Source organism: Bergeyella cardium (genome assembly GCF_009914665.1).
Taxonomy (GTDB): domain Bacteria; phylum Bacteroidota; class Bacteroidia; order Flavobacteriales; family Weeksellaceae; genus Bergeyella_A; species Bergeyella_A cardium.
In genome coordinates this window covers 2014800-2036890 of record NZ_CP029149.1, presented here as the reverse complement: position 1 = coordinate 2036890, position 22091 = coordinate 2014800, and the positions used below count along the sequence as shown (strand labels likewise).

The 22091-nt window shown below is 40.6% G+C and carries 17 protein-coding genes and 1 pseudogene; 10 read left to right on the top strand and 8 right to left on the bottom strand.

Translation table 11 applies throughout. From position 1 onward, the window contains the following. Nucleotides 1-147: 147 nt before the first annotated feature. The 3 genes from DBX24_RS09310 (at nucleotide 148) to DBX24_RS09300 (ending at nucleotide 2199) form a co-directional block, all read left to right on the top strand. Nucleotides 148-561, top strand: a complete 414-nt coding sequence (locus DBX24_RS09310; RefSeq protein WP_120488918.1) for an acyl-CoA thioesterase — start codon at nucleotides 148-150, stop codon at nucleotides 559-561. Further along, on the top strand, nucleotides 554-1261 hold the full coding sequence (pepE, locus tag DBX24_RS09305) for a dipeptidase PepE (protein WP_120488919.1): 708 nt from the start codon (nucleotides 554-556) through the stop codon (nucleotides 1259-1261). Before DBX24_RS09310 ends, pepE begins: the two co-directional genes overlap by 8 nt. Nucleotides 1262-1374: 113 nt before the next feature. Then, entirely contained in the window at nucleotides 1375-2199 is an 825-nt protein-coding gene (locus tag DBX24_RS09300; protein WP_160224665.1) for a hypothetical protein, read from the top strand. Nucleotides 2200-2270: 71 nt separating this feature from the next. Here DBX24_RS09300 and DBX24_RS09295 read toward each other — a convergent pair whose 3' ends face one another. From DBX24_RS09295 to DBX24_RS09275, 5 genes and pseudogenes are all read right to left on the bottom strand, one after another. Further along, the gene (locus DBX24_RS09295) at nucleotides 2271-3281 is read right to left on the bottom strand and encodes an SEL1-like repeat protein (protein WP_120488921.1); all 1011 of its coding nucleotides are present in this window, start codon (nucleotides 3279-3281) and stop codon (nucleotides 2271-2273) included. A gap of 10 nt (nucleotides 3282-3291) precedes the next feature. Next, complete coding sequence (locus tag DBX24_RS09290; protein ID WP_160224664.1) at nucleotides 3292-4134, bottom strand: RHS repeat protein; 843 nt, start codon at nucleotides 4132-4134, stop codon at nucleotides 3292-3294. Nucleotides 4135-4160: 26 nt separating this feature from the next. Next, nucleotides 4161-4664 carry a 5-(carboxyamino)imidazole ribonucleotide mutase gene (gene purE / locus DBX24_RS09285; protein WP_120488923.1) on the bottom strand — a complete coding sequence of 168 codons (504 nt, stop codon included), beginning with the start codon at nucleotides 4662-4664 and terminating at the stop codon, nucleotides 4161-4163. A 570-nt stretch (nucleotides 4665-5234) separates the two neighbouring features. Next, a pseudogene (locus DBX24_RS09280) lies at nucleotides 5235-6243 on the bottom strand (peptidylprolyl isomerase). 84 nt (nucleotides 6244-6327) lie between these two features. After that, on the bottom strand, nucleotides 6328-6846 hold the full coding sequence (locus DBX24_RS09275; RefSeq protein ID WP_160224663.1) for an FKBP-type peptidyl-prolyl cis-trans isomerase: 519 nt from the start codon (nucleotides 6844-6846) through the stop codon (nucleotides 6328-6330). 114 nt (nucleotides 6847-6960) lie between these two features. Here DBX24_RS09275 and lipA point away from each other — a divergent pair, with 114 nt between their 5' ends. The 4 genes from lipA (at nucleotide 6961) to DBX24_RS09255 (ending at nucleotide 11168) form a co-directional block, all read left to right on the top strand. Then, the gene (lipA, locus tag DBX24_RS09270) at nucleotides 6961-7821 is read left to right on the top strand and encodes a lipoyl synthase (protein WP_160224662.1); all 861 of its coding nucleotides are present in this window, start codon (nucleotides 6961-6963) and stop codon (nucleotides 7819-7821) included. 70 nt (nucleotides 7822-7891) lie between these two features. Then, nucleotides 7892-8116, top strand: coding sequence for a hypothetical protein (locus tag DBX24_RS09265; protein WP_160224661.1), 225 nt, complete (start codon nucleotides 7892-7894; stop codon nucleotides 8114-8116). Nucleotides 8117-8185: 69 nt separating this feature from the next. Further along, nucleotides 8186-9568 carry a dipeptidase gene (locus DBX24_RS09260; protein ID WP_160224660.1) on the top strand — a complete coding sequence of 461 codons (1383 nt, stop codon included), beginning with the start codon at nucleotides 8186-8188 and terminating at the stop codon, nucleotides 9566-9568. A gap of 364 nt (nucleotides 9569-9932) precedes the next feature. Continuing rightward, nucleotides 9933-11168, top strand: coding sequence for a site-specific integrase (locus DBX24_RS09255; protein ID WP_160224659.1), 1236 nt, complete (start codon nucleotides 9933-9935; stop codon nucleotides 11166-11168). An 871-nt stretch (nucleotides 11169-12039) separates the two neighbouring features. Here DBX24_RS09255 and DBX24_RS09245 read toward each other — a convergent pair. From DBX24_RS09245 to DBX24_RS09530, 3 genes are all read right to left on the bottom strand, one after another. Next, nucleotides 12040-13224, bottom strand: a complete 1185-nt coding sequence (locus DBX24_RS09245; protein ID WP_160224657.1) for an efflux RND transporter periplasmic adaptor subunit — start codon at nucleotides 13222-13224, stop codon at nucleotides 12040-12042. A 5-nt stretch (nucleotides 13225-13229) separates the two neighbouring features. Continuing rightward, the gene (locus DBX24_RS09240; RefSeq protein ID WP_160224656.1) at nucleotides 13230-17561 is read right to left on the bottom strand and encodes a CusA/CzcA family heavy metal efflux RND transporter; all 4332 of its coding nucleotides are present in this window, start codon (nucleotides 17559-17561) and stop codon (nucleotides 13230-13232) included. Nucleotides 17562-17646: 85 nt separating this feature from the next. Then, nucleotides 17647-17967: a DUF6660 family protein gene (locus DBX24_RS09530; RefSeq protein ID WP_009750737.1), complete on the bottom strand. Its 321-nt coding sequence runs from the start codon at nucleotides 17965-17967 to the stop codon at nucleotides 17647-17649. 418 nt (nucleotides 17968-18385) lie between these two features. On the opposite strand from DBX24_RS09530, the gene DBX24_RS09230 reads away from it, so the two are divergent. From DBX24_RS09230 to DBX24_RS09220, 3 genes are all read left to right on the top strand, one after another. After that, the gene (locus DBX24_RS09230; RefSeq protein WP_160224655.1) at nucleotides 18386-19090 is read left to right on the top strand and encodes a GIN domain-containing protein; all 705 of its coding nucleotides are present in this window, start codon (nucleotides 18386-18388) and stop codon (nucleotides 19088-19090) included. A 66-nt stretch (nucleotides 19091-19156) separates the two neighbouring features. Then, complete coding sequence (locus DBX24_RS09225; protein WP_120488929.1) at nucleotides 19157-20878, top strand: phospho-sugar mutase; 1722 nt, start codon at nucleotides 19157-19159, stop codon at nucleotides 20876-20878. A 64-nt stretch (nucleotides 20879-20942) separates the two neighbouring features. Continuing rightward, entirely contained in the window at nucleotides 20943-22091 is a 1149-nt protein-coding gene (locus tag DBX24_RS09220; protein WP_160224654.1) for a cysteine desulfurase family protein, read from the top strand.

Sequence of the window (22091 nt, the reverse complement as noted above, 5' to 3'; positions counted from 1 at the left end):
ATTGTACTCGCTTTGAAAAATTTATCGGGTTAGAACTTATTGATGAAACTCAACCCTGCAAATATGAAACTTTAATTGTGGAAAAAAAAGATTTGGCACTATTGGTTTTTTAAAAATATATTTGTATGATTGAACAAAAGTATTTAAATGATATTTACAAAGCATTATTTACGAGTTCGTTATGGAGAAACCGACCCTATGAAGTATGTCTATTATGGTAACTATGCAGAGTATTTAGAGGTAGCCAGAGTAGAGCTGTTCAGAAGTATAGGAATCTCTTATAATGAGATAGAAAATCGTGGGATTTGGCTCCCCGTTTCGGAATATAAAATTAAATATTTAAAGCCTGCAAAGTATGATGATATATTGGAAATTCATACCCGTGTGAAGAAACTTCCAGCCGTGAGAATCGAGTTTGAATATGAGATTTTCAACCAAAAGGGTGAGAAGCTCTCCGAAGCAGTTACTACGCTCTTCTTTTTAGATGCTGCTACCCAGAAAATAACCAAATGCCCAGATTTTATAATGCAATACCTACAAAAAAATTGGAAAGATGAATAAACCTAATTTTATACTCGCCTCCACTTCTACGCTTTTCGGAGGACAGTACTTGGAATACCTCAGAGCACCCATCACAGAGCTCTTTAAGGGTATAGATGAAATCGTATTTATCCCTTTTGCACGCCCTTCGGGGATTTCGTATGAAGATTATACCGCTAAGGCAAGGGCATTCTTCTCTACTTTAAATATTAAGGTGAGAGGCTTGCATGAGTTTCAGGATATGAAGGAGGCTATCCGCAGTGCTAAAGGCTATTTTACAGGAGGCGGAAATACTTTTCTCCTTGTGAAAACCCTCCACGAAAACGCTCTGATGAACCTCTTAAAAGAGAATGTAGAGAGCGGAAAGCCGTATCTGGGGTGCAGTGCAGGCAGTAATATCGGTGGGGTGAATATGAAGACCACGAATGATATGCCCATCGTCTATCCTCCGAGCTTTGATACAATGGGTTTGGTACCTTTTAATATCAACCCTCATTACCTTGACCCTCAGCCTGATTTAAAACATAATGGCGAGACTCGAGAGACCCGAATTAAGGAGTTTCTCAGCCAGAACAATCTCCCTGTTGTAGGACTTCGAGAGGGCAACTGGATACGAAAATCAGGAGATATTACCACAGTGGAAGGTGAAAAATTGACAAGGATATTTCTCCCTGATACTGAACCTTATGAGGTAGAAAGCGGTACTGTACTTTCATTTTAGGCATTGAATTTGTAGAGAAGTTTTCATTAGAAGCTTTATATATTGTGAATTAGATAATTAATAGATTTAAAAACTAAATAAAAATTAAGATTATAATTTAAAATTTACATACAATGAAAAACTTACTATTTGCCACAGGAGTGGCACTGTTATTAATGAGTTGCTTGGGAAGCGACTTTGATCAAGGTATGCAAGACATTGCTGTAAAGACCATTACTGAAAAGACTTATATCGGCATTGAAGAAGCTGGCAATATAAGGAAAGGGGATTTGGAAGACCACAATGTAAAAACCTACAATAGAAAAGGTCTACTGATTGAAGATGCAGATTATAATGTATCCAATGGAAACCTCTCTCAAAAGACGACCTATACCTATAATGATAAAGATTTAAAAGTGGAAGAAGCCTTTTGGGATGGAGATGGTTCATTGAATTACAAAAAAATATTTACTTATAATGATAAGAATTTGTTAGAAGAAGAAAAAATGACTAATCCTGACGGAAGTCTTGTTTCTGAAAATGTTTATAAATATGATGCTAATGGTTATTTGATAGAAAAGTGGAACTATGATAGTAATCGGAAGCTTGAATCTAAAGATGCTTATGAGTATGATGCAGCAGGAAACCAGATTGCTTGGTCTCAGTTTACAGCTAAAAATTTCCTTAAATTTAAATATGTTTATCGGTATGATTCGAAAAACCGAAAAATTAGTGAGCAGTATTATAATCCTGATGATACAAAAGGGAATGGTACTACCTATGAGTATAATAACCAAGGAGATATTATTAAAGAATCTACATATAATGAGTTCGGAGTCCTTATTGCACAGGAAGAACAAAAATATACTTATGGTTATCTTGGAATTTGGAGTGTTAAAATAACACATATCCGTGATGCTGGTTTCTCTGTAACAGAGAGAGAGATAGCTCTTTATTAATTTTTAAAGCTAACTGAAAATAGAAAAGACTGCAATAAATGCAGTCTTTTTTTATGCAGGAGATATAGATTTTATTTTTTCATCATCATTTGTTTGAGGTCTTTTAAGGCCTGCTTAGCTCCAGTATCTCCTGTTTTTGCTGCCATTTCATACCAGTATTTAGCTTTTGAATAATCCTGAGGTACACCTTCTCCAGATTCATATAGAGCTCCTAAATTGTACTGAGCATCTGCTATACCTTGCTCGGCAGCCTTTTGATACCAGTAAATAGCTTGGGTTTTATCTTCTGATATACTTTTGCTGTCGTACAATAAACCAAGGTTAAACTGAGCTATAGCATCTTCCTGTTCAGCAGCTTTTTCGTACCAGAATTTAGCTTTCATTATATCCTGCTGTATGCCATCACCATTCATATAGAGAGAACCAAGGGCAACTTGTGCTTTGGCTACATCTTGTTCGGCAGCTTTTTGGTACCAGTAAAAGGCTTTTGTTTTATCTTTTGCTCCACCATCTCCATTTTCATACATTAGTCCAATATTGTATTGGGCAACTTTATAGCCGTGTTCAGCAGATTTTTCCCACCAATATTTTGCAATCGTAAGGTCTTTAAGTACGCCATCTCCCTTTGCATACATTGTTCCCAAGCTGTATTGTGCCTCGGGGAGCCATTGCCGTGCGGCTTTTTCGTACCAGAATTTAGCTCTTATAAAGTCTTTAGGCATACCTTCACCATTTTGATACATTTGCCCAAGGAAGTGTTGAGCTTTGGGATTCCCTTGCTCAGCTACCTTCGTCCACCAATATTTGGCTTTCGAGTAGTCCCGAGGTATACCTTCGCCGTAGTAGTACATCTGCCCGAGAAAGTGTTGGAGTTTTATATTCCCTTTTTCAGCAACCTTTTCCCACCAGTATTTGGCTTTTTTATAATCTTTAGAGGTGCCATTGCCCTCGTAGTACATCAATCCGAGGTTAAACTGAGATATCAGGTTTCCCTTTTCGGCTTCTTTTTTTATTTCTTTAAAACTTTTCTGTGCTAATAAAGTGCAGGAGAGTAGGGAAAGTGTTAGTAGATTTATTTTCATTCGTTGTCGATTAGTAGTATTCTATTATTTGTTCTGAGGTTTCGGAGAGCTCTTCATTGGTATAGGTTTCTCGTCTCGTCCAGTTCCCTTTTTTATCAAAGGAAAGGTATTTAAAATTCGCTTTTATCGGACCAAAAGGCCACTCGATTGAAACCTCTGAAGGAAGTTTTTTATCATTATACTTTATCGCAATTTCAAGGAGTTTGGTTTCAGTAGCAGGGGAGGATATCTTTAAGCTTGTGCAGAGATCTCCATCGTATTTAAAGGTATAAACCGCCTCTAAACTATCGGTAGGGGTATATTCTATAATCTTGGAGGGAATCCCCTTCATTGCACTAAAAAATACTGTGGATTTTGAGGTGAGATTTCCCTTGCTGTCATAGGTTTTGGACTCTGCTTCGTGGTCGTTATCAGGATAGGTAATCAGTGTTTTGGTGATTAATGCCCCTGTGCTGTCATATCCTACCTCTTCAGAAAGGAGTTGCTTGTCATTATATTTATAATGATAGGTCATATTGGTCTCTCCATCTTCATTTTTATTGTATTCTGTTTTTGAGATGAGATTGCCATTAGCATCATAAGTGAAAGTTTGTTTTTCCTTTAATTCATTATTTGCATCATTAATGATAAGTAGGGTTTTATTCTTTTTCTTGTTGTAGTGGGTAGTGCGGGTAGATTGCAGCATAGGTTTTTTGCTATCGGCTGAGTCTGTGTATTTATAAGTAATTTCTTTTACGGATTTTATGTTTCCAATGAGGTTATTGTACTCCAAATCACCCATATCCTTTGGTATTTGAGAGAGGCAAAGAACTGATAGAACCGAGAAGAGGAGGCTTACTATATTTTTCATCATTTGATTTTTTTTATTAATGAATGGAATTATTGGTCATATTCATTAGGGTGGAGTGTTTTTATTTCATCTATGGTGTGGAGAACTTTCTCTTTTAAAGATTGCTGATAGGCTTCTAATTTTTTTGAGATTTCGGGCTCTGAAGCACCTATGATTTTAGCAGCTAAAATCCCAGCATTTGTAGCGCCGTTTAGGGCAACTGTTGCCACAGGGATGCCAGAGGGCATTTGCAGGATAGACAGAACAGAATCCCATCCATCAATAGAGTTGGATGAGAGTATAGGCACTCCGATAACGGGTAGTGTAGTGCAGCTGGCAACCATACCAGGGAGATGTGCTGCACCTCCTGCTCCAGCGATAATGGCTCTCAGCCCTCTTGATTTTGCAGATTTTGCATACTCAAACATTCTCTCGGGGGTGCGATGTGCAGAGACTACCGTAAGCTCGTAGGGGATTTCAAGGCTTTTTAAAAAATCAGCGGCTTGTTGCATAACGGGCAAATCACTCTGGCTGCCCATAATAATACCTATCATTTTATTATTTTTTTAGATTTTAAAGCCTCAAAGATAGGGTTTAAATTAATACGGTTTATAACCTATATCTTTATTTATATAAATAGAGCAAATTTTTATTAAATAAGCAAAATTGGTGTTCTTTGGAAGAGCGTTTATCAATATATTATAAAGATGATTTTTATTCTTTTTTGTCTCTTAATTAAGATGGTTAGTATAGTTGTATTTCCTTTTTCTTTCCTTCATCCGTAGGAGCCTTTCCTCTATCGGGAGGAGCTTCTCCTTCACATTTTTTTAAATGCCCTACTTATTGATTATAAGAGGGACTTACTCAAAAATTATTTCAAACAGATTGCTGATAAAACCCTACCCAATACGGAACAAAAAAAAGACTGCTTTTATGATAAAAACAGTCTTTCGGGTTTCTAATTTCTAGTTTAAGCACGCTCCATACTAGTAGCTAAGAATCTCACCGACTACGGTGTAAGTGCTTGCCACGCTGTGGTCTGCTTCACCGGCTACGATATAAGTGTCTCACCGGCTACGGTGTAAGTGCTCGCCACGCTAGTGGCTGCCTCACCGGCTACGGTGTTATTTGACTTGTACGAGCTTTACATCGAAGATGAGCCAAGCGTTTGGAGGGATTACACCTCCTGCACCTCTGGTGCCGTATGCTAAATCTGGTGGGATGATGAAGGTAGCTTCATCGCCTTCGTTGAGGAGGAGGAGCCCTTCGTCCCAACCGCGGATTACTTGCCCTGTGCCTACGGTAAATTCAATGGGCTCTCCTCGTTTGAAGGAGTTGTCAAACTCATTACCATTGGCTAATCTTCCTGCGTAGTGTACGGCTACATTTTTACCAGCTTCTGCCTTTGTACCGCTTCCTTTTTTGGTGATTTTGTAGAGGAGACCAGATGCGGTTTGTGTCATATCTTTTTTCAGATTTTCCAATTGTTTTAGTGCTTCCTCTTCCTGTTTTTTGATGAGTGCGGCGTTGTTTTCTTGAATTTTGGTTTTACCTTCTTCAAAAACTTTTGCAGCGTCGTAGTGCTTGTATTCATCTCCTTTGCTGAATATGGAAACTTTTTGGAGGACTACATTTTCTTTGGGTTTATCTCTTTCGTCTCTTTCTACGCTTGCAATGCTTTCAATTACTTCCTCTCCTTTTACCACTTTACCGAAAACGGTGTGCTTGCCATCGAGCCAAGGCGTAGCTACTTCTGTGATGAAGAACTGAGAGCCGTTGGTATTAGGTCCAGAGTTTGCCATAGAGAGGTAGCCCTTTCCGAGGTGTTTCAGGTCGTTTTTCTCATCATCAAACTTATAACCAGGCTCGCCCATCCCTGTACCGAGAGGGTCTCCTCCTTGAATCATAAAATCCTTAATCACGCGGTGGAAGATGGTACCATCGAAATAAGGTTTACCTTTTAGTTCTGCCTTTACAGAAGTGTTTTTTACCCTCTGCAAGGCTGATGAAACTCGCTACTGTAACGGGAGATTTCTTGTCCTCAAACTTCACGAGCATATTCCCTTTGGAAGTTTGAAGGTTTGCATAAAGCCCATTGTCGAGGCTTTCATAAGTTGCTTTGTCTACATTCATTTTTTTATAAATTGGTGTGCAGCTCACTATGGAAGTGAGAACCGCAGCGGTTAAAAATCCTTTTATTTTCATTTTTATAAATATTTAATTTCTTTTTAATCTGATGATGAGAGGCAAGTCTGCTGGGATTTTATCTCCATCGCCTAAAATTCCGTATGCTAATGATGAGGGCACCAGTAATACCATTTCTTCATTGGGTTTTAGGTATTTTAAAGCGTCTTCTACAGCTTTTAATTCTTCAATCTTAATAGGAGAAACCTCTTTCTGTACTACCGCTGGTGAGGGATAAATAGCCGTTGCATTAAAATCCGAAAGGCTGTATTCATAAGAATATAGCACTCCATTAGAGGCTTTTCTCCCTTTAAAATCTATACTTGACCAATAGTTCATAGCAGTGGGGTAGAAGTTCTGCTTTGCTTTCTCTTTTATCCAGTTTTTAATGAACTCCCGCTCTTGCTGGTTTCTGTTTTTGTTCTTTTTTTTGGACTGTTCCATATCATTTGCAATAGGGGCATTCATCCCATTTGCGGGGGAATATACTTTAGACTTCTCACAAGCGGAGAAACATAGAGTACCCAAAGCAATGATATAGATTTTTTTCATAAATGATGGCAAAAGTAGTGAATTTAATCTTTACCTCCTCACGATTGGGAATTATAAAATATTCCTTAATTTTGGCGAGATTTTTCACAAATGAAAATATCGTATTAGAAAGAAATGGAAGAACAAAGTACGCTTACCAACAAACCTAAATGGATACGCGTAAAGCTCCCAACAGGAAAGAATTATCGAGAGCTTCGCAGTTTGGTAGACAAATATAAACTCAATACCATTTGCCAGAGTGGGAGTTGCCCAAATATGGGAGAATGCTGGGGATACGGTACCGCTACATTTATGATTCTCGGGAATATCTGTACCCGAAGCTGTGGTTTCTGCGGTGTGAAAACAGGAAAACCCCTCGATGTAAACTGGGATGAACCAGAAAAAGTAGCTCGGTCTATAAAATTAATGAAGATTAAGCACGCTGTACTTACTTCGGTGGATAGAGATGACCTAAAAGATATGGGCTCCATACTCTGGGCAGAAACCGTAAATGCCGTTCGTAGAATATCACCAGGAACCACTATGGAAACCCTGATTCCAGACTTTCAAGGGGTGAGGAAAAATATAGACAGGCTGGTAGAAGTAGCACCAGAAGTTATATCTCACAATATGGAAACCGTAAAAAGGCTTACCCGAGAAGTGAGAATACAAGCTAAGTATGAGAGAAGTCTTGAAGTCCTTAAATACTTGAAAGAAGCAGGGCAGAGACGAACAAAAACAGGGATAATGCTCGGATTAGGAGAGGAGAAAGACGAAGTCTTCCAAGCGATAGAAGACATTAGAAATGCAGATGTAGATGTTATTACTCTGGGACAGTATCTTCAGCCTACTCGTAATCACTTACCTGTAAAGAGGTTCATCTCCCCAGAAGAGTTTGATGAGTACGGAGACTTTGCCCGCAGTCTTGGTTTTAGGCATGTGGAGAGTTCCCCTCTGGTGAGGTCTTCTTACCACGCAGAAAAACATATTCATTAATGGTAAGTTGTTGTGTAAGAAATTAGAAATACTTATTTTTGGCAAAATTTTAAATAGAAAATTAAGAATAATGAAAAAAATAGTTTTAGGTTTATCCTTAGTGGCATTGGTAGCCGTTAGCTGTAAAAAACTTCCTGAGGGAGGGAATAAAAATATCCTGAAATTGGAAGACGGTGTAGAAAGATACACCGATGATGAGCAGTCTCACTCCGAAGAAGAGCATACAGCTCCTGAAACTGCAGAAGCAGAAGCTACACCGGCAGATTCTGCTCAGGTAGAACAACCAGCTCACTAAGAAAAAAAAGAGAATAATGCCTTCTGTGTCTATCAGTGGGCATTTTTATTTTAACTTAAAATGACAACAATGCAAAAAACATTAGATTATATTCATCAAAATAAAGACAGATTCGTAGAGGAGTTATTTGATTTATTGAGAATAGCTTCTATTTCTGCTGACCCAGCATATAAAAATGATGTCCTCAAATGTGCCGATAAAGTAGCAGAATACCTCCAAAAAGCGGGAGTAGATAATGTAGAAGTTTGCCAAACAAAAGGCAATCCTATCGTATATGGGGATAAATTCATCAACCCAAACCTGCCTACTGTTTTGGTTTATGGGCATTACGATGTGCAGCCACCAGACCCGATAGAGCTTTGGAATAAACCTCCTTTTGAGCCTTATATTGAGAAAACGGATATCCACCCTGATGGTGCTATCTTCGCCAGAGGAGCAGCGGATGATAAAGGGCAGTTTTTTATGCACTTAAAGGCATTTGAAGCAATGATAAATACCGATGCTCTGCCTTGCAATGTTAAGTTTATTATAGAAGGAGAAGAAGAAGTCGGCTCCGTAAGTTTGAGCGATTTCGTCAATGAAAACAAGGAAAAACTCTCTTGTGATTGCATCCTTATTTCAGATACCAGCCTCTATTCTATGGAGCAGCCTACTGTAACTACTGGGCTCAGGGGGCTCAGCTATGTAGAGGTAGAAGTAGAAGGTCCTAATCGCGACCTCCATTCGGGTTTATACGGAGGTGCAGTGCCCAACCCGATCCATACCCTCAGCAGGATGATTGCTCAGCTGATAGATGAAAACGGTCATATCACTATCGATGGATTTTATGATAATGTACAAGTTGTTTCCCTCGAAGAAAGAGCCGAGATGAACAAGCTAAAAGATAATGTAGAGGAATACAAAAACGCCATCGGTCTTAGGGGGGTAGAGGGCGAGAAAGATTATACTACTCTTGAGCGAACCTCCATTCGTCCTACTTTGGACTGCAATGGCATCTGGGGAGGTTACACTGGCGAAGGGGCAAAAACCGTTATCCCATCTAAAGCCTATGCTAAGATCTCTATGCGCCTCGTGCCTTATCAAACGCCTGAAGAGATTATAGAGAAATTCACCCAATACTTCCATAAAATCGCGCCTGATAATGTGAAAGTAACCGTAAATCCGCATCACGGTGGGCTTCCTTATGTTCTTCCAATAGATACTAAGGAGTTTCAATCTGCCAAAAAAGCTATGGAAACGGCTTTCGGTAGGGAGGTTCTCCCATTCAGGAGTGGTGGTAGCATCCCAATTACCACAATGTTTGAGCAAGTTCTCGGTTCCAAATGCGTCTTAATGGGCTTTGGATTGGCGTCAGATGCTATCCACTCGCCAAATGAGCATTATGGGCTCTCCAACTTCTTTAAAGGTATAGAGAGTATTCCTCTCTTTTTTCAAAATTATGCTAAGCAATAAATTTTAGCTATGAGTCATTGGTTTTCGGTTAATAGCTGAAAGCCAATGGCTTTATAAAAAACTCAATAAAACAGATGAAAATAACAATCTTACTTTTTTCAACAAAATTACGAATAAAAAGCAAAACTACAAAAAATAATGTAATTAGCTCATACAAAGAGGATTAATTTTTTGACAGGAAGATAAGAGAAGACAGAGTCTTAGATGTTTTAGATAGGTTTTTTCAAAATTAGGTTTCTAAATCGTTACCTAATACATTGAAAAATATTTTTTATTAATAGGTTATATTTCAGTGTTTTACACCTTTTTTCATATTGTACAGTAACTTGATAAAAAGTACTTTCACAAATTAAAAAATTAGAGTATGAAAAAAGTAAAACGCTCAACCTTTAAGGTATTGTTTTACCTTAAAAAGAATGCCCCAAAGAAGAATGGTAAGGTTGCTATTATGGGGCGTATTACCATTGACAATCAAGTAGCTCAGTTTAGTACCAAACTTGAAATCCTTCCACAGAAATGGGATTTGAAATATGGCAGGGTAACAGGTAAAACAGAGGAAGCTACCCAACTCAACCGCAAGCTAGAAGAGATCCGTTCACGTATGGTTACTCATTATGAGGAGCTGATGAAGTATGAGGGAGTGGTTAATGCTCAGAAGCTAAAAGCTACTTTTCTAGGTATAGGAGTAATGGAAGATTCCTTGCTAAAAGTCTATGAGAAGTTTAAAGAGGACTTTGCCCTGATGGTAGAAAAAGGTGTTAGAAGTTATAGTACGCTCAACAAATACGAAAATGTATACACTCATTTGAGTGAGTTTATACAGTACAAATACCGCAGAAGTGATATTTCTTTCAAAGAGCTTACAGAAGACTTTATCAACGATTTTGACTTCTATCTTAGAGTTAATAAAAGTCTTACTCACAACACAATATGGGTTTATATGATGCCCCTTTGTAAAATGGTAGAAATAGCCATAGACAAAGGTATTATCTACCGCAATCCCTTTAAGAATTACATAAGCTCTATGGAGGAAAAAGATAGAGGCTATTTGCTTAGAGAGGAAGTAGAAACTCTTTTACAATATCACCCTAAGAGTGCTTCTGCTGAATTAGTACGAGACCTATTTGTATTTAGTTGCTTTACAGGTTTTTCGTATATTGACATCAAGCAGCTCAAGAAAAGTCACTTACAATCGTTCTTTGACGGTAACAAATGGCTTATCAAACGTCGTCAGAAATCCGATGTACCTTGTAATGTACGCCTATTGGATATAGCCGAGAAAATTATTGAAAAATATGAGGGTACGACTCGTACTGAGGCACTGTTTCCTACGCCCTCCAACACTAATTGCAATCTCTTAATCAGAAAGATGATGAAAGATTGTAACATCATTCGTGAAAAACCCATTTCATTTCACTGGGCACGCCATACCTTTGCTACTCTGTTCTTAACAGAAGGAGTCCCCTTGGAAAGTGTTAGCAAGATGATGGGACATAAGAATATCAAAACCACCCAGATTTATGCTAAAATCACCAATGAGAAAATTAGCAAGGATATGGAAATTGCTGCCGAACGATTAAAAAACTTAAAGATAGGATAACTAACTAATTTCTTCTTAGAATTAAAATCCATTGATAACATTTCAAAAAGAGATGTGTCAATGGATTTTTTTGTTGCCTTACAGAAAGCTATCTCACAAAGATAAGAGTGTTATTAAGACTTACCTATTTTCCCTATTTTAAACACTTAAGGCACGTAATGGCGGTTCGTTGTTCGAGTGCAAAGGTATTTCTGTGTTCTTAACGCTTCTTGCAAGGTCAAGCCCGATGGGTTTTTAAAAAAATCTCCAGCCCTTGTCCGTTGTCCTGCGGGTAGTATTTTTTTGAAAAACCTTGCAGAAGCTAAACACAGACCTTTTATGGCACTCGAAACGAAACCAGCTCATTCCGACCTTTAAGCGAATAAAAAAAATGTCAAATATGAGAAAAATGCCGCTTCTTACAGATTGTTTTTTGAAACGAATACCGCTTTTCCTCCCATTGTCGAATAAAAAATTTCAAACTATGTAGCTACCTAATTACGTTTTTACCTTCGTACATACTTGCTTGCTTTGATGCGTGAATGCAAAGTAATGTACAAATATACATATAGCTTTACATAGAATTGTAAATAACTCTGTAAGTAAGTGATTAAATATATTGCTAATATGCCCTAAATCACTTTATGAGCTTGTAGTGTTTATCTCCTTTTCTTATGGTTAATTAAAATTTGACCTTTAGGGAGAATTTTCTGTTCACCGGAACAGAGCAAGTTGTGTTTTGAGGCACGCATTAGGCGTTTAGGCACTCAAAACAACTTGCCCTTGCAGGGAGCTTAAAAAGCACTCCGAAGTCGTGATTTTTTACTTTTATATTTTTATTGTATTTCTAATGTAATAAAATTTTAATAATATATCCGATACATTACCAATTCTAATCACTATCTTTTCCAGCATTTACTAAGGTTGCGTTGATAAAGAATGCTCCTTTGGTGGCAATAGTCTGTTCGGGGGCTATAGGTTTTACAGGGGCAATGGCAGTATACCCACTTTCGGAAGCTCCTTTTACTACCTCCACTTTCTCAAAAGAGGTTTCTTTATCCGAAGTTTGGGTTACCAGAAAAATGTAGAATTTACCAGCATCCTCTACGATAGCCTCGTTAGGTACAGCAGGGGTCGTTTGTTTGTCAAGACTGATAACCCCTGTTACATTCATTCCATTGATGAGCCCTTGTTTGTCACCCTCTACGTGGCAATGTACAATGATGCTTTTGCTTTCGTTTTCAAACGAAGCCGCAATGTTATACACTTGGGCATCATATTCGCGAGAGGTGTTATTGGTAGGGTTGAAGTGCACTTGTTGTCCTACCTTAATGTAAGGCAAGTCACGCTCATACACTTGCAAGTGCAGGTGTAGCGAACTGTTGTCGATGATTTCCACAATAGGGGTGGAGGCATCTATATAAGCCCCTTTGTTAGTATATACCGCACTGATATTCCCACTAATAGGAGCCACTATCGCCAAAGTAGATTGCATTCCCTTATCGGTGAGTGTTTGAGGGTTTAAGCCCATTAGGCGTATTTGTTCTTCAAGCGAAGCTTTTTCGGTACGGAGAGTGCGTAGCTGAGTAGTAGCGGCTTGTAGGTTCTTACCAGTACCAGCATTCCCTTCATAGAGGGTTTGCTGACGGTCAAGTTCTTGTTTAGCAAGTTCTATCTGACCATTAACGGTGAGCAAGCGCTGTTGTTGTTGCAAGAATTCTGGGTTAGAAACAGTAGCGATTACTTGCCCTTTTTGCACATAACTGCCTATCTCTACCTTTACGCTCTTGATAATCCCCGCATATACAGTCGATACCTTCGCCTGATGGTCGGCAGGCACGCTCAGTATTCCATTGGCTTTGAGGGTAGCGGCAAGAGCTTTTTCTTCTATATGTCCCAAACGAATATCTACAGTTTGGATTTGAACTTGGGTAAGGGTGGTGAGGTTGCCTCCTTCTTCGTGGTGTTCTTCGCGCTCTTCGAGCTTTTGATTATTGGTAGTTGTAGGAGTGCCATTGCAGGCTGATAGACTAATTCCTATAAGGATAAAAGCGATTTTTATACCATATTTTTTCATTTGTTTTACTGGTTTAAAAGGGATTGTATTTCTATTACTTTTTGATTAAGCGCCTCGATACTCTCAAGGTATGCCAAGCGGGTATCTACGGCTGTCTGTAGGGTGTAAAGGTACTCCACATAGCTTATTTCACCTGCGCTATACCCTAACTGATTGGCTCGGATAATGCGCTCGGCTTCAGGTAGCGCTTCTTGTTTGTAAAACTGATATTTTTGCAAATTCAGTTGGTATTCCTCTTGCAGATTTATCCATTGAGTTTTAAGCTGTTTTTCTGTTTGTTGAGCTGCTTCTATAGCTGCTTCTTTCTGATATTTATAAGCTTTCACCTTGGCACGGGTAGCGGTAAAAATAGGAACTGAAAGCCCTATGGTGGCAAAGTGAAAACGTTTACTTCTATCAGTATAGGTCTCTACCCCTCCAATGGTTTGCATTCCTATAAGAGACTGATTGGTATAGCCCAATGTAAGGTCGGGCAGGGCTTGGGCACGCTCTAGACGTTTGTTGTGCTCAGCTATGTTTGCTTCTTGATAGCTGAGTTGTACCAAAGGGTGCTGAGAGAGTTGTACATCCGAAGGCTCACTGAGTAACAAAGGCTCATACACGGGCGACTTGGTAATGGTAAATGCTTCTTCTGTTTGCATTAACGTACGCAAGTTGCGATAGGTAGCTTGTTGTATAGTTTTGTTCTGTTGAAGTAACAAACTTATTTCTCCTTTCTTCACTTGGGCAGTGTTAATATCTATCTTCTTGGTATCCCCTGCTTTATAGCGTACTTCAGCAATGCGAATAAAATTATTGTAGAGACTATCAAGCTGCAAGAGCTGTTCCTCTTTAAAAGTCAAATATTGCAATTGCTGATATGCGTTGCGCACTTGCCGCTTCAGTTCATTCTGCTGAAGGGCTAATTGCCCTTGTTGTAATTGTGTCTCTGCTTGATAGAGCTTTTTGCGAGCAGCAAATACTGTAGGCAAAGGAATAGATTGTGATACACCTACTGAAAGGTCTTTTTCAGCACTGCTGTACTGCCCGTATTGCCCTGTAAAGTCTGTTTTAGCCAATTCAAAAGAGGTTCGCTCTTTAGCACTTGCTCCTTGTAGCTTGAGTTGTGCTGCCTTAATCACTCCATTGTTCTTAAGGGCTATTTGCTCTATTTCTTGTAGCGAGTAAGACTGCTGAGCGTGTAGCGCTATAGGACTGATAAGCAATAGGGCTATCGTGAGTACTTTAGCTGAAGGACGGCGCCAAGAAAAGGTACTATTGAAAGCGATGTAAAGCAACGGAAGCACGAAGAGGGTGAGGAAGGTAGCCGATACTAACCCCCCAATAACCACTGTAGCTAAGGGGCGTTGTACTTCTGCTCCTGCTCCTTGACTGAGTGCCATAGGTAGGAAACCTAAGCTCGCCACCATAGCCGTCATTAGCACAGGGCGTAAACGCATTTCGGTACCCGTAATCACGCGATGCAAAAGGTTGGTCATTCCTTCTTTTTTCAGCTGGTTGAAAGTGCCAATAAGCACTATACCGTTGAGCACTGCTACCCCAAAGAGCGCGATAAAACCAATACCCGCACTAATACTAAAAGGCATTCCCCGAAGAAGCAAGGCAAATACGCCCCCAATGGCACTCATCGGGATAGCGCTAAAGATGAGCAATGATTGTTTTATAGAGTGGAAAGCAAGGTATAACAAGAAAAATATTAAAAGTAGGGCTACAGGCACGGCTATGAGCAGTCGGTCGGTGGCTTGTTGTAGGTTCTCAAACTGACCGCCATAGGTAAAGTAATAGCCCGTAGGGAGCTTTACGCCCTTTAATTTTTGTTCTATATCACTCACCACACTCTGCACATCGCGCCCTTGCACGTTGAAGCCAATGACGATACGGCGCTTGCCTGCTTCACGGCTTACTTGTGCGGGGCCTAATTCATATTTGATAGTGGCCAATTGGCTCATCGGCACCTGCCCATTTTCGGTAGCTACCATCATATGCTGTACATCGTCAATTCCGGTACGATGGAGGCTATCGAGGCGTACCACAAGGTCGAACCTTCGTTCGTTCTCGAAGACAACCCCAGCCTTCTTACCAGCAAAGGCGGTACTGAGTACCTCATTGACCTCTTGCACCGAAAGTCCGTAGTTGGCCAAACGCACACGGTCGTAAGTAACATTGATTTGCGGAAGTCCGCTTACTTTTTCGACCTGTGGGGCGGTAGCACCTTCTGTTTTCTGGATAAGTTGGCTTACTCTTTGGGCGTAGTGGGCGAGGGTATCCATGTTTTCTCCAAAGATTTTTATCGTTACATCCTGTCTGACACCTGTCATCAATTCGTTGAAATGCATTTGTATAGGCTGGCTTTTCTCAAAAAAGACCCCAGGAATATCCTTGAGCCGCTCAATGATGGCATCTCCTAATTCCTCATAGGAGCGACCACTTTTCCATTGGTCTTGGCTCTTGAGTACGATCACAATATCGGAGGCTTCCAGCGGCATAGGGTCGGTAGGTATTTCGGCAGAACCTGTTTTGCCTATCACCATTTTCACCTCGTCGAACTCACGAATCAGGCGAGAGGCCTGCATGGAAGTCTCCAAGCTCTGCTTCAGGGAAGTGCCCGGTGGCAGAATACATTCAAAAACAAAATCGCCTTCTTGTAGTTGTGGAATAAACTCACCTCCCATACGGCTGAAAATGCCTACCGCAAGAACGAACAGTACCACGGTACTGCCTATTATCCATCCCCTAAGGCGGATAGAACGGACAAAGAGCGGTTGGTAGTGACGGTAGAGCCAGCTTATCATTCGCTCGGCAAAACTGCGCTTGTCACTTACTGTTTTAGGTAGGAGCAAAGCGCTCATGGCAGGGATATAAGTCAGGGAAAGGATCAGGGCACCCAAAATAGCAAAGACGACGGTTTGTGCCATAGGGCGGAACATCTTGCCCTCTACTCCTACCAAGGTAAGAATGGGAATATACACCATCAGGATGATAATCTCTCCGAAGGTGGCACTACTGCGTATTTTGGAAGCGGAATGGAATACCTCCTCATCCATTTGTGCTTGGGTAAGTCGTTGGTGGTTCTTTCGGATCGCCAAGTGGTGCATCACTGCTTCTACCACGATAACCGATCCATCTACGATAATTCCGAAATCTATCGCTCCCAAGCTCATCAGGTTGGCACTTACTCCAAAGAGGTTCATCATTCCTAAGGCAAAGAGCAAGGAGAGCGGAATGGCCGTGGCAACAATCAGTCCGGCACGCAGGTTCCCTAAGAAAAGTACTAAGATGAAGATGACAATTAGCGCCCCCTCTAAGAGGTTTTTCTCTACTGTATGGATGGCGCGTTGTACCAAGTCCGTGCGGTCTAAGAATGGCTCTATCACTACATCTTCAGGTAGGGATTGCTGTATGGTGGGCAGTTTTTCTTTGATCCGACTGACTACCTCGTGGCTGTTTTCGCCCTTGAGCATCATCACTACCCCACCTACGGCATCTACTTCGCCATTATAGGTAAGGGCACCATAGCGGATGGCACTGCCCAAGCGCACCTCGGCTACATGCTTGATAAAGAGGGGAGGGGTGTGCTTGCCTACGGCTATATTGCCTATGTCTTCAAGGGAGCGAGCCATGCCTATTCCTCGGATAAAGTAGGCATTGGGGCGCTTGTCGATATAGGCACCTCCTGTATTTTGGTTGTTCTGCTCCAAAGCAGTGAAAATATCACTGACACTCACCCCCATGGCACGGAGGCGATCAGGGTCTATAACCACCTCATACTGCTTGAGTTCGCCTCCAAAGCTGTTGATTTCGGCTATTCCTTTGGTACCATAGAGTTGGCGAGCCACGATCCAGTCCTGCATGGTGCGGAGGTCTTTGGCGGAATATTTGTTTTTGCTCTGTTCCGTAGGGCGAATGATATACTGATATACCTCCCCCAGTCCGGTACTCACGGGTGAGAGTTCGGGCGAGCCTATGCCTTGAGGGATTTGCTCCTGTGCCTCCTTGAGCTTTTCATTGACTAGCTGGCGGGCAAAGTAGATGTCCATATCCTCGCTAAAGACGGCTGTGATGACCGAGAGGCCAAAGCGGGAAATACTGCGTGTTTCCTCCAGCCCAGGAATATTGGCGATGGCTTGCTCAATAGGAAAAGTAACCAGTTGCTCTACCTCTTGTGAGGCCAAAGTAGGGGTAGAGGTGATGATTTGTACTTGGTTGTTAGTAATATCTGGAACGGCATCAATGGGGAGCCTTGTAGCACTCCATACGCCCCAAAAAATAAGCATAAGGGTCATGAATCCTACAAATAGCTTATTTTTGATGCTAAATAGTATGATTTTGTCTAACATTTCTAATAAGAATTAATGATTAGTTAATGACTAATGATGGGTGAGATGACTAATGAACAATCACTTGAGATGAAGAAAGAAAAGACTATATCTTGGGAGGAGTCCAGATATTCCCATAGCAGTTCGAAGACCATACGGTCAGGGGATAGCTATAGGAGGGAATGGTTGCGGTGGCTTGAGCAATGGTTAAGGCCTCATAAGTAGTGGGCGTGCTGATTACCATTTGGCAGCAAGTGCAAATGCAGAAAGGTGAACAGCTATCCAAATGAAAATGAGAGTGTTCCCCAGTTGGGGCTGTTACAAATTCATAAGAAGCTGAAGACTCCTCACCTTCAAGCATATCCGTACAAGGCAGCCCAGTGAGTGCCAACAGATATAAGCTAAGTATGAAGGTGAAAAATCTCATATTGGGAGCAAAGATACATTTTTTTCAATCTGACAAATTTTTTTGATTTTGTCGCATTCTACTACATAATTAAAAATAACACATCTGACACATTACCAGCTCCACGCAGACGTGCAGCAACGCACGTCTGCGGGTGCAAAGGTAAATTTTTTTGGTTATATTGTCAAGATGTTGTACCTTTGCACCTAGAAGTTACTGAGAAAATAGGTATAATCAAATGAAATAAGAGCTATTACTAAATCATTACCTAATCTTCTTGTAATTCCTGTATCTTCTTTATTTAAAATAGATTATAAAAGTAGTTTCAATTTTCATACAAAATATTATTTATAGACCTATATTTTGTCCCCCCATTGCTTTGAAAACACTAAAAAAAGCAATACTTTTGAGGAGCTTTTTTATCAATAGCATCTCAAAAATGAAAAATCTTATCTCTTTATTTCTCATCTCTCTTTTGCTCATCAGTTGTAGCAAACTCAAACCCGAAGGAGATATCCAACAAAAACAAATCCCACTAAAAAATTTCTCCTCCATAGATGCTAAGGGGAAATTCAGAGTGTTTTGGCTGAAATCCGAACAAAATCTATTAGAAATCGAGACTTATCCCAACTTCATTGATAATCTGAATATCAATATAAAGGATGAAAACCTCACCATTTCCGAGAAAAAGGAAACTTTCGGTAATGGATTCTACAGTATCACCATTTTCTCCAAAAATACCCCCTCAAAAATCACCCTTAGAGACTCTATCGAGTTCAATGTTTCGGGGCAATTAGCATTAAAAAACCTAAAATTATCCCTTAGTGATAATTCAAAATTCATCGGAGCAGTAAAATCTGACCGTACAGAGATTGAAATGCGGCACTCCAGCCTTGCCAACTTCAAAGGCTTCACCCGAGAGGCATTAATTAAGATAAAAGATACAGCGGGAATCATTGCACCTTATTGGGAAGTTAATACCCTTAGTATCAATTCCCATAACGGAGCTTATGCGGAGGTCAATACACAAGATTCCATAAAAGCAGACTTAAAAAACACCACGAAATTCGTTTATTATAATAGCCCTGTAAAGATTTTTAAGGCAGATAAAACCGTGAAAATCCAAAATATTAATCCGAAATAAAAATTAACCCCCTTACTCGCTAAGGAGTATCTTAAAACCAGATAATAATAACTAAAATCATAGATTATGACAGCATTAGAAAGAGCTAAACAATGGCTTACAGACGCTTTTGATGAGGAAACCAGAGCTCAGGTTCAGAAGCTCATCAATGAAAACTCAGCAGAATTAGAAGATTCCTTCTACAAAGCCCTCGAATTTGGTACTGGGGGGATGAGAGGTATTATGGGCGTAGGCACCAATCGCCTAAATAGATACACACTTGGGCAGGCTACTCAAGGACTTGCCAATTACCTCAAGGAGCAGTTCCCTGGTGAGGAGATTAAGGTTGCTGTGGCGTTTGATGTTCGAAATAATTCTCCAGAATTCGGAAAAATCGTTGCCGATGTCCTTACGGCAAACGGCATTAAAGTCCTCCTCTTCAAGGAGCACCGCCCTACGCCTGAGCTTTCATTTACAGTGAGAAATAAGAAGTGTAATGCGGGTATCGTCCTCACTGCATCGCACAATCCACCAGAATATAATGGCTATAAAGTCTATTGGAATGATGGCGCACAAGTCGTACCTCCCAATGATGAAAACATTATCAAAAATGTATATGCTGTAAATTTTGCAGATATTAAATTTAATGGAAACGACTCACTTATAGAATGGATAGGAGAGGAGCAAGATGATGTATACATTGATGCTTGTATGCAAAATTCCCTTTATCAAGAGGATAAAATCGGTTATGATAACCTTAACATCGTCTTCACTTCCATACACGGTACTACTTACACTACCATCCCTAAAGCACTTGCAAAGGCAGGTTTTAAAAAGGTAGATTTAGTCTCCGAGCAGATGATTCCGAGTGGCAATTTCCCTACTGTTGAGAGTCCTAATCCAGAGGAACCCGCTGCTCTCAGTATGGCGCTCAATCTTGCAGAGATAACCAATGCAGATATCGTTATCGGTTGTGACCCCGATGGCGACAGGCTCGGCATTGCCGTACGAAACCTCGATGGTAAAATGCAGCTCCTCAATGGCAACCAGACCAATACTGTTCTTTCGTATTACATCCTTGAGCAGTGGCAGCGTCTCGGTAAGCTCCAGCCTTCGGATTTCATCGGTTCCACCATCGTTACCTCAGATATTTTCTTTGATATTGCTAAAAAGTTCGGTATCGAATGCAAAGTAAGCCTCACAGGCTTTAAGTGGATTGGAAAAATGATTCGAGAGGTAGAAGGTAAGCAGAAATTCATCTGTGGAGGCGAAGAGAGCTTTGGATTTATGACGGGTGATTTCGTGAGAGATAAAGACTCTTGTGGCTCCATCCTCCTTGCCTGCGAAGCAGCAGCTTGGTGCAAGGCTCAGGGCAAAACCCTCTTCCAATATATGATTGATATCTATAAAGAAGTTGGCTTCTACTACGAAGGGCTCGTTAATGTGGTTAGAAAAGGAAGAACAGGTGCTGAGGAAATCAGCCAGATGATGACGAATTTCAGAAGCAATCCTCCAAAGCAGATCGCTGGTTCTCCTGTAGCCGAAATCCGAGATTATAAGGAGAGAACCCGCTTCTCTGTAGCTCAAAATACCACTGAACCTATCACCGATGTGCCTCAGTCTAATGTTCTCATCTTCTATACTGAGAATGGAAACAAAATCTGCGTCCGTCCTTCGGGTACAGAGCCTAAAATTAAGTTCTATGTATCGGTTAAAGCAAGCATCACCTCAGAAGAAGACTTTAGAAAAGAACTCCCAGTCTTGGAAGCTCAGATAGAGCAGGTGAAAAAGGACTTAAACCTCATCTAAATATTCATTCTTGTTGAATTTTAAAAAAGCCGTATTTTTACACACCTAAAAAAAATCTAATAAGATGAATAGAGTATATCTTGATAATGCTGCTACCACTCCTCTTTCTGAAGAGGTCGTTGATGCGATGGTAGAGGTGATGAAAATTAGCTATGGAAATCCTTCCTCTACCCATAGTTTTGGGCAAGAAGCAAAGGCTCTTATAGAGGGCGTTCGTCGCAATATTGCCGATAGTCTTAAGGTTCAACCTGCCGAGATTGTCTTTACCTCTTGTGGTACGGAGTCTAATAATCTCATCATCAAATCCTGTGTAGAGCATCTCGGTGTAGAGCGTATCATCACTTCTCCACTGGAGCACAAGTGCGTGGCAGAGTCTGTCCGAGATATGAAAGCTCGAAAAGGGGTAGAGGTGGTCTATATCCGACCGAATCATCAGGGAGATCTCAGCCTTGATGATATAGAAAAAGCTCTCCAAAGCTCCGATAAAAAGACTCTCGTTACCCTTATGCACGCCAATAACGAAGTCGGGAATATCTATGATATAAAGGCAATAGGTGAGCTATGCAAAAAGTATAATGCCTATTTTCACTCAGATACGGTGCAGACCATCGGGCATTTGGACTTGGATTTTTCTAAGATGAATATAGACTTCGCTTCCTGCTCTGCTCATAAATTTCACGGACCAAAGGGCAATGGCTTTGCCTATATTAGGAAATCTACTAAGCTAAAGGGAATGATTTCTGGTGGTGGTCAGGAGCGAGATATGCGGTCGGGTACCGAGAATGTGGTTGGTATTGTAGGCTTAGGCAAAGCCTTTGATTTGTGTATCCAAAACCTTGAAATCTATAAGAATAAGATTCAAGAGATAAAGGATTATACCATTCATCAGCTCATAGATAAAATTAAAGGTGTGAAGTTCAACGGTCGCTCCTCAGAGGCGGAGAACAGCCTCTTTACACTGGTGAATGTCCTTCTTCCGTTTAAAGACCCGCTTATCGGTTTCAAACTGGATATGAAAGGCATTGCTATCTCGCAGGGGAGTGCTTGTTCATCGGGAGCAGCAAAACCCTCTACCGTTATGCTAATGCTCCTCACCGATGAGGAAATGGAGAATTGTACGCCGCTTAGAGTGTCTTTCAGCCATTATACTACGAAGGAGGAAATAGACAAGTTGGTAGAGGCTCTTGTAAGCATTCAGCAGGATTTTAAATAG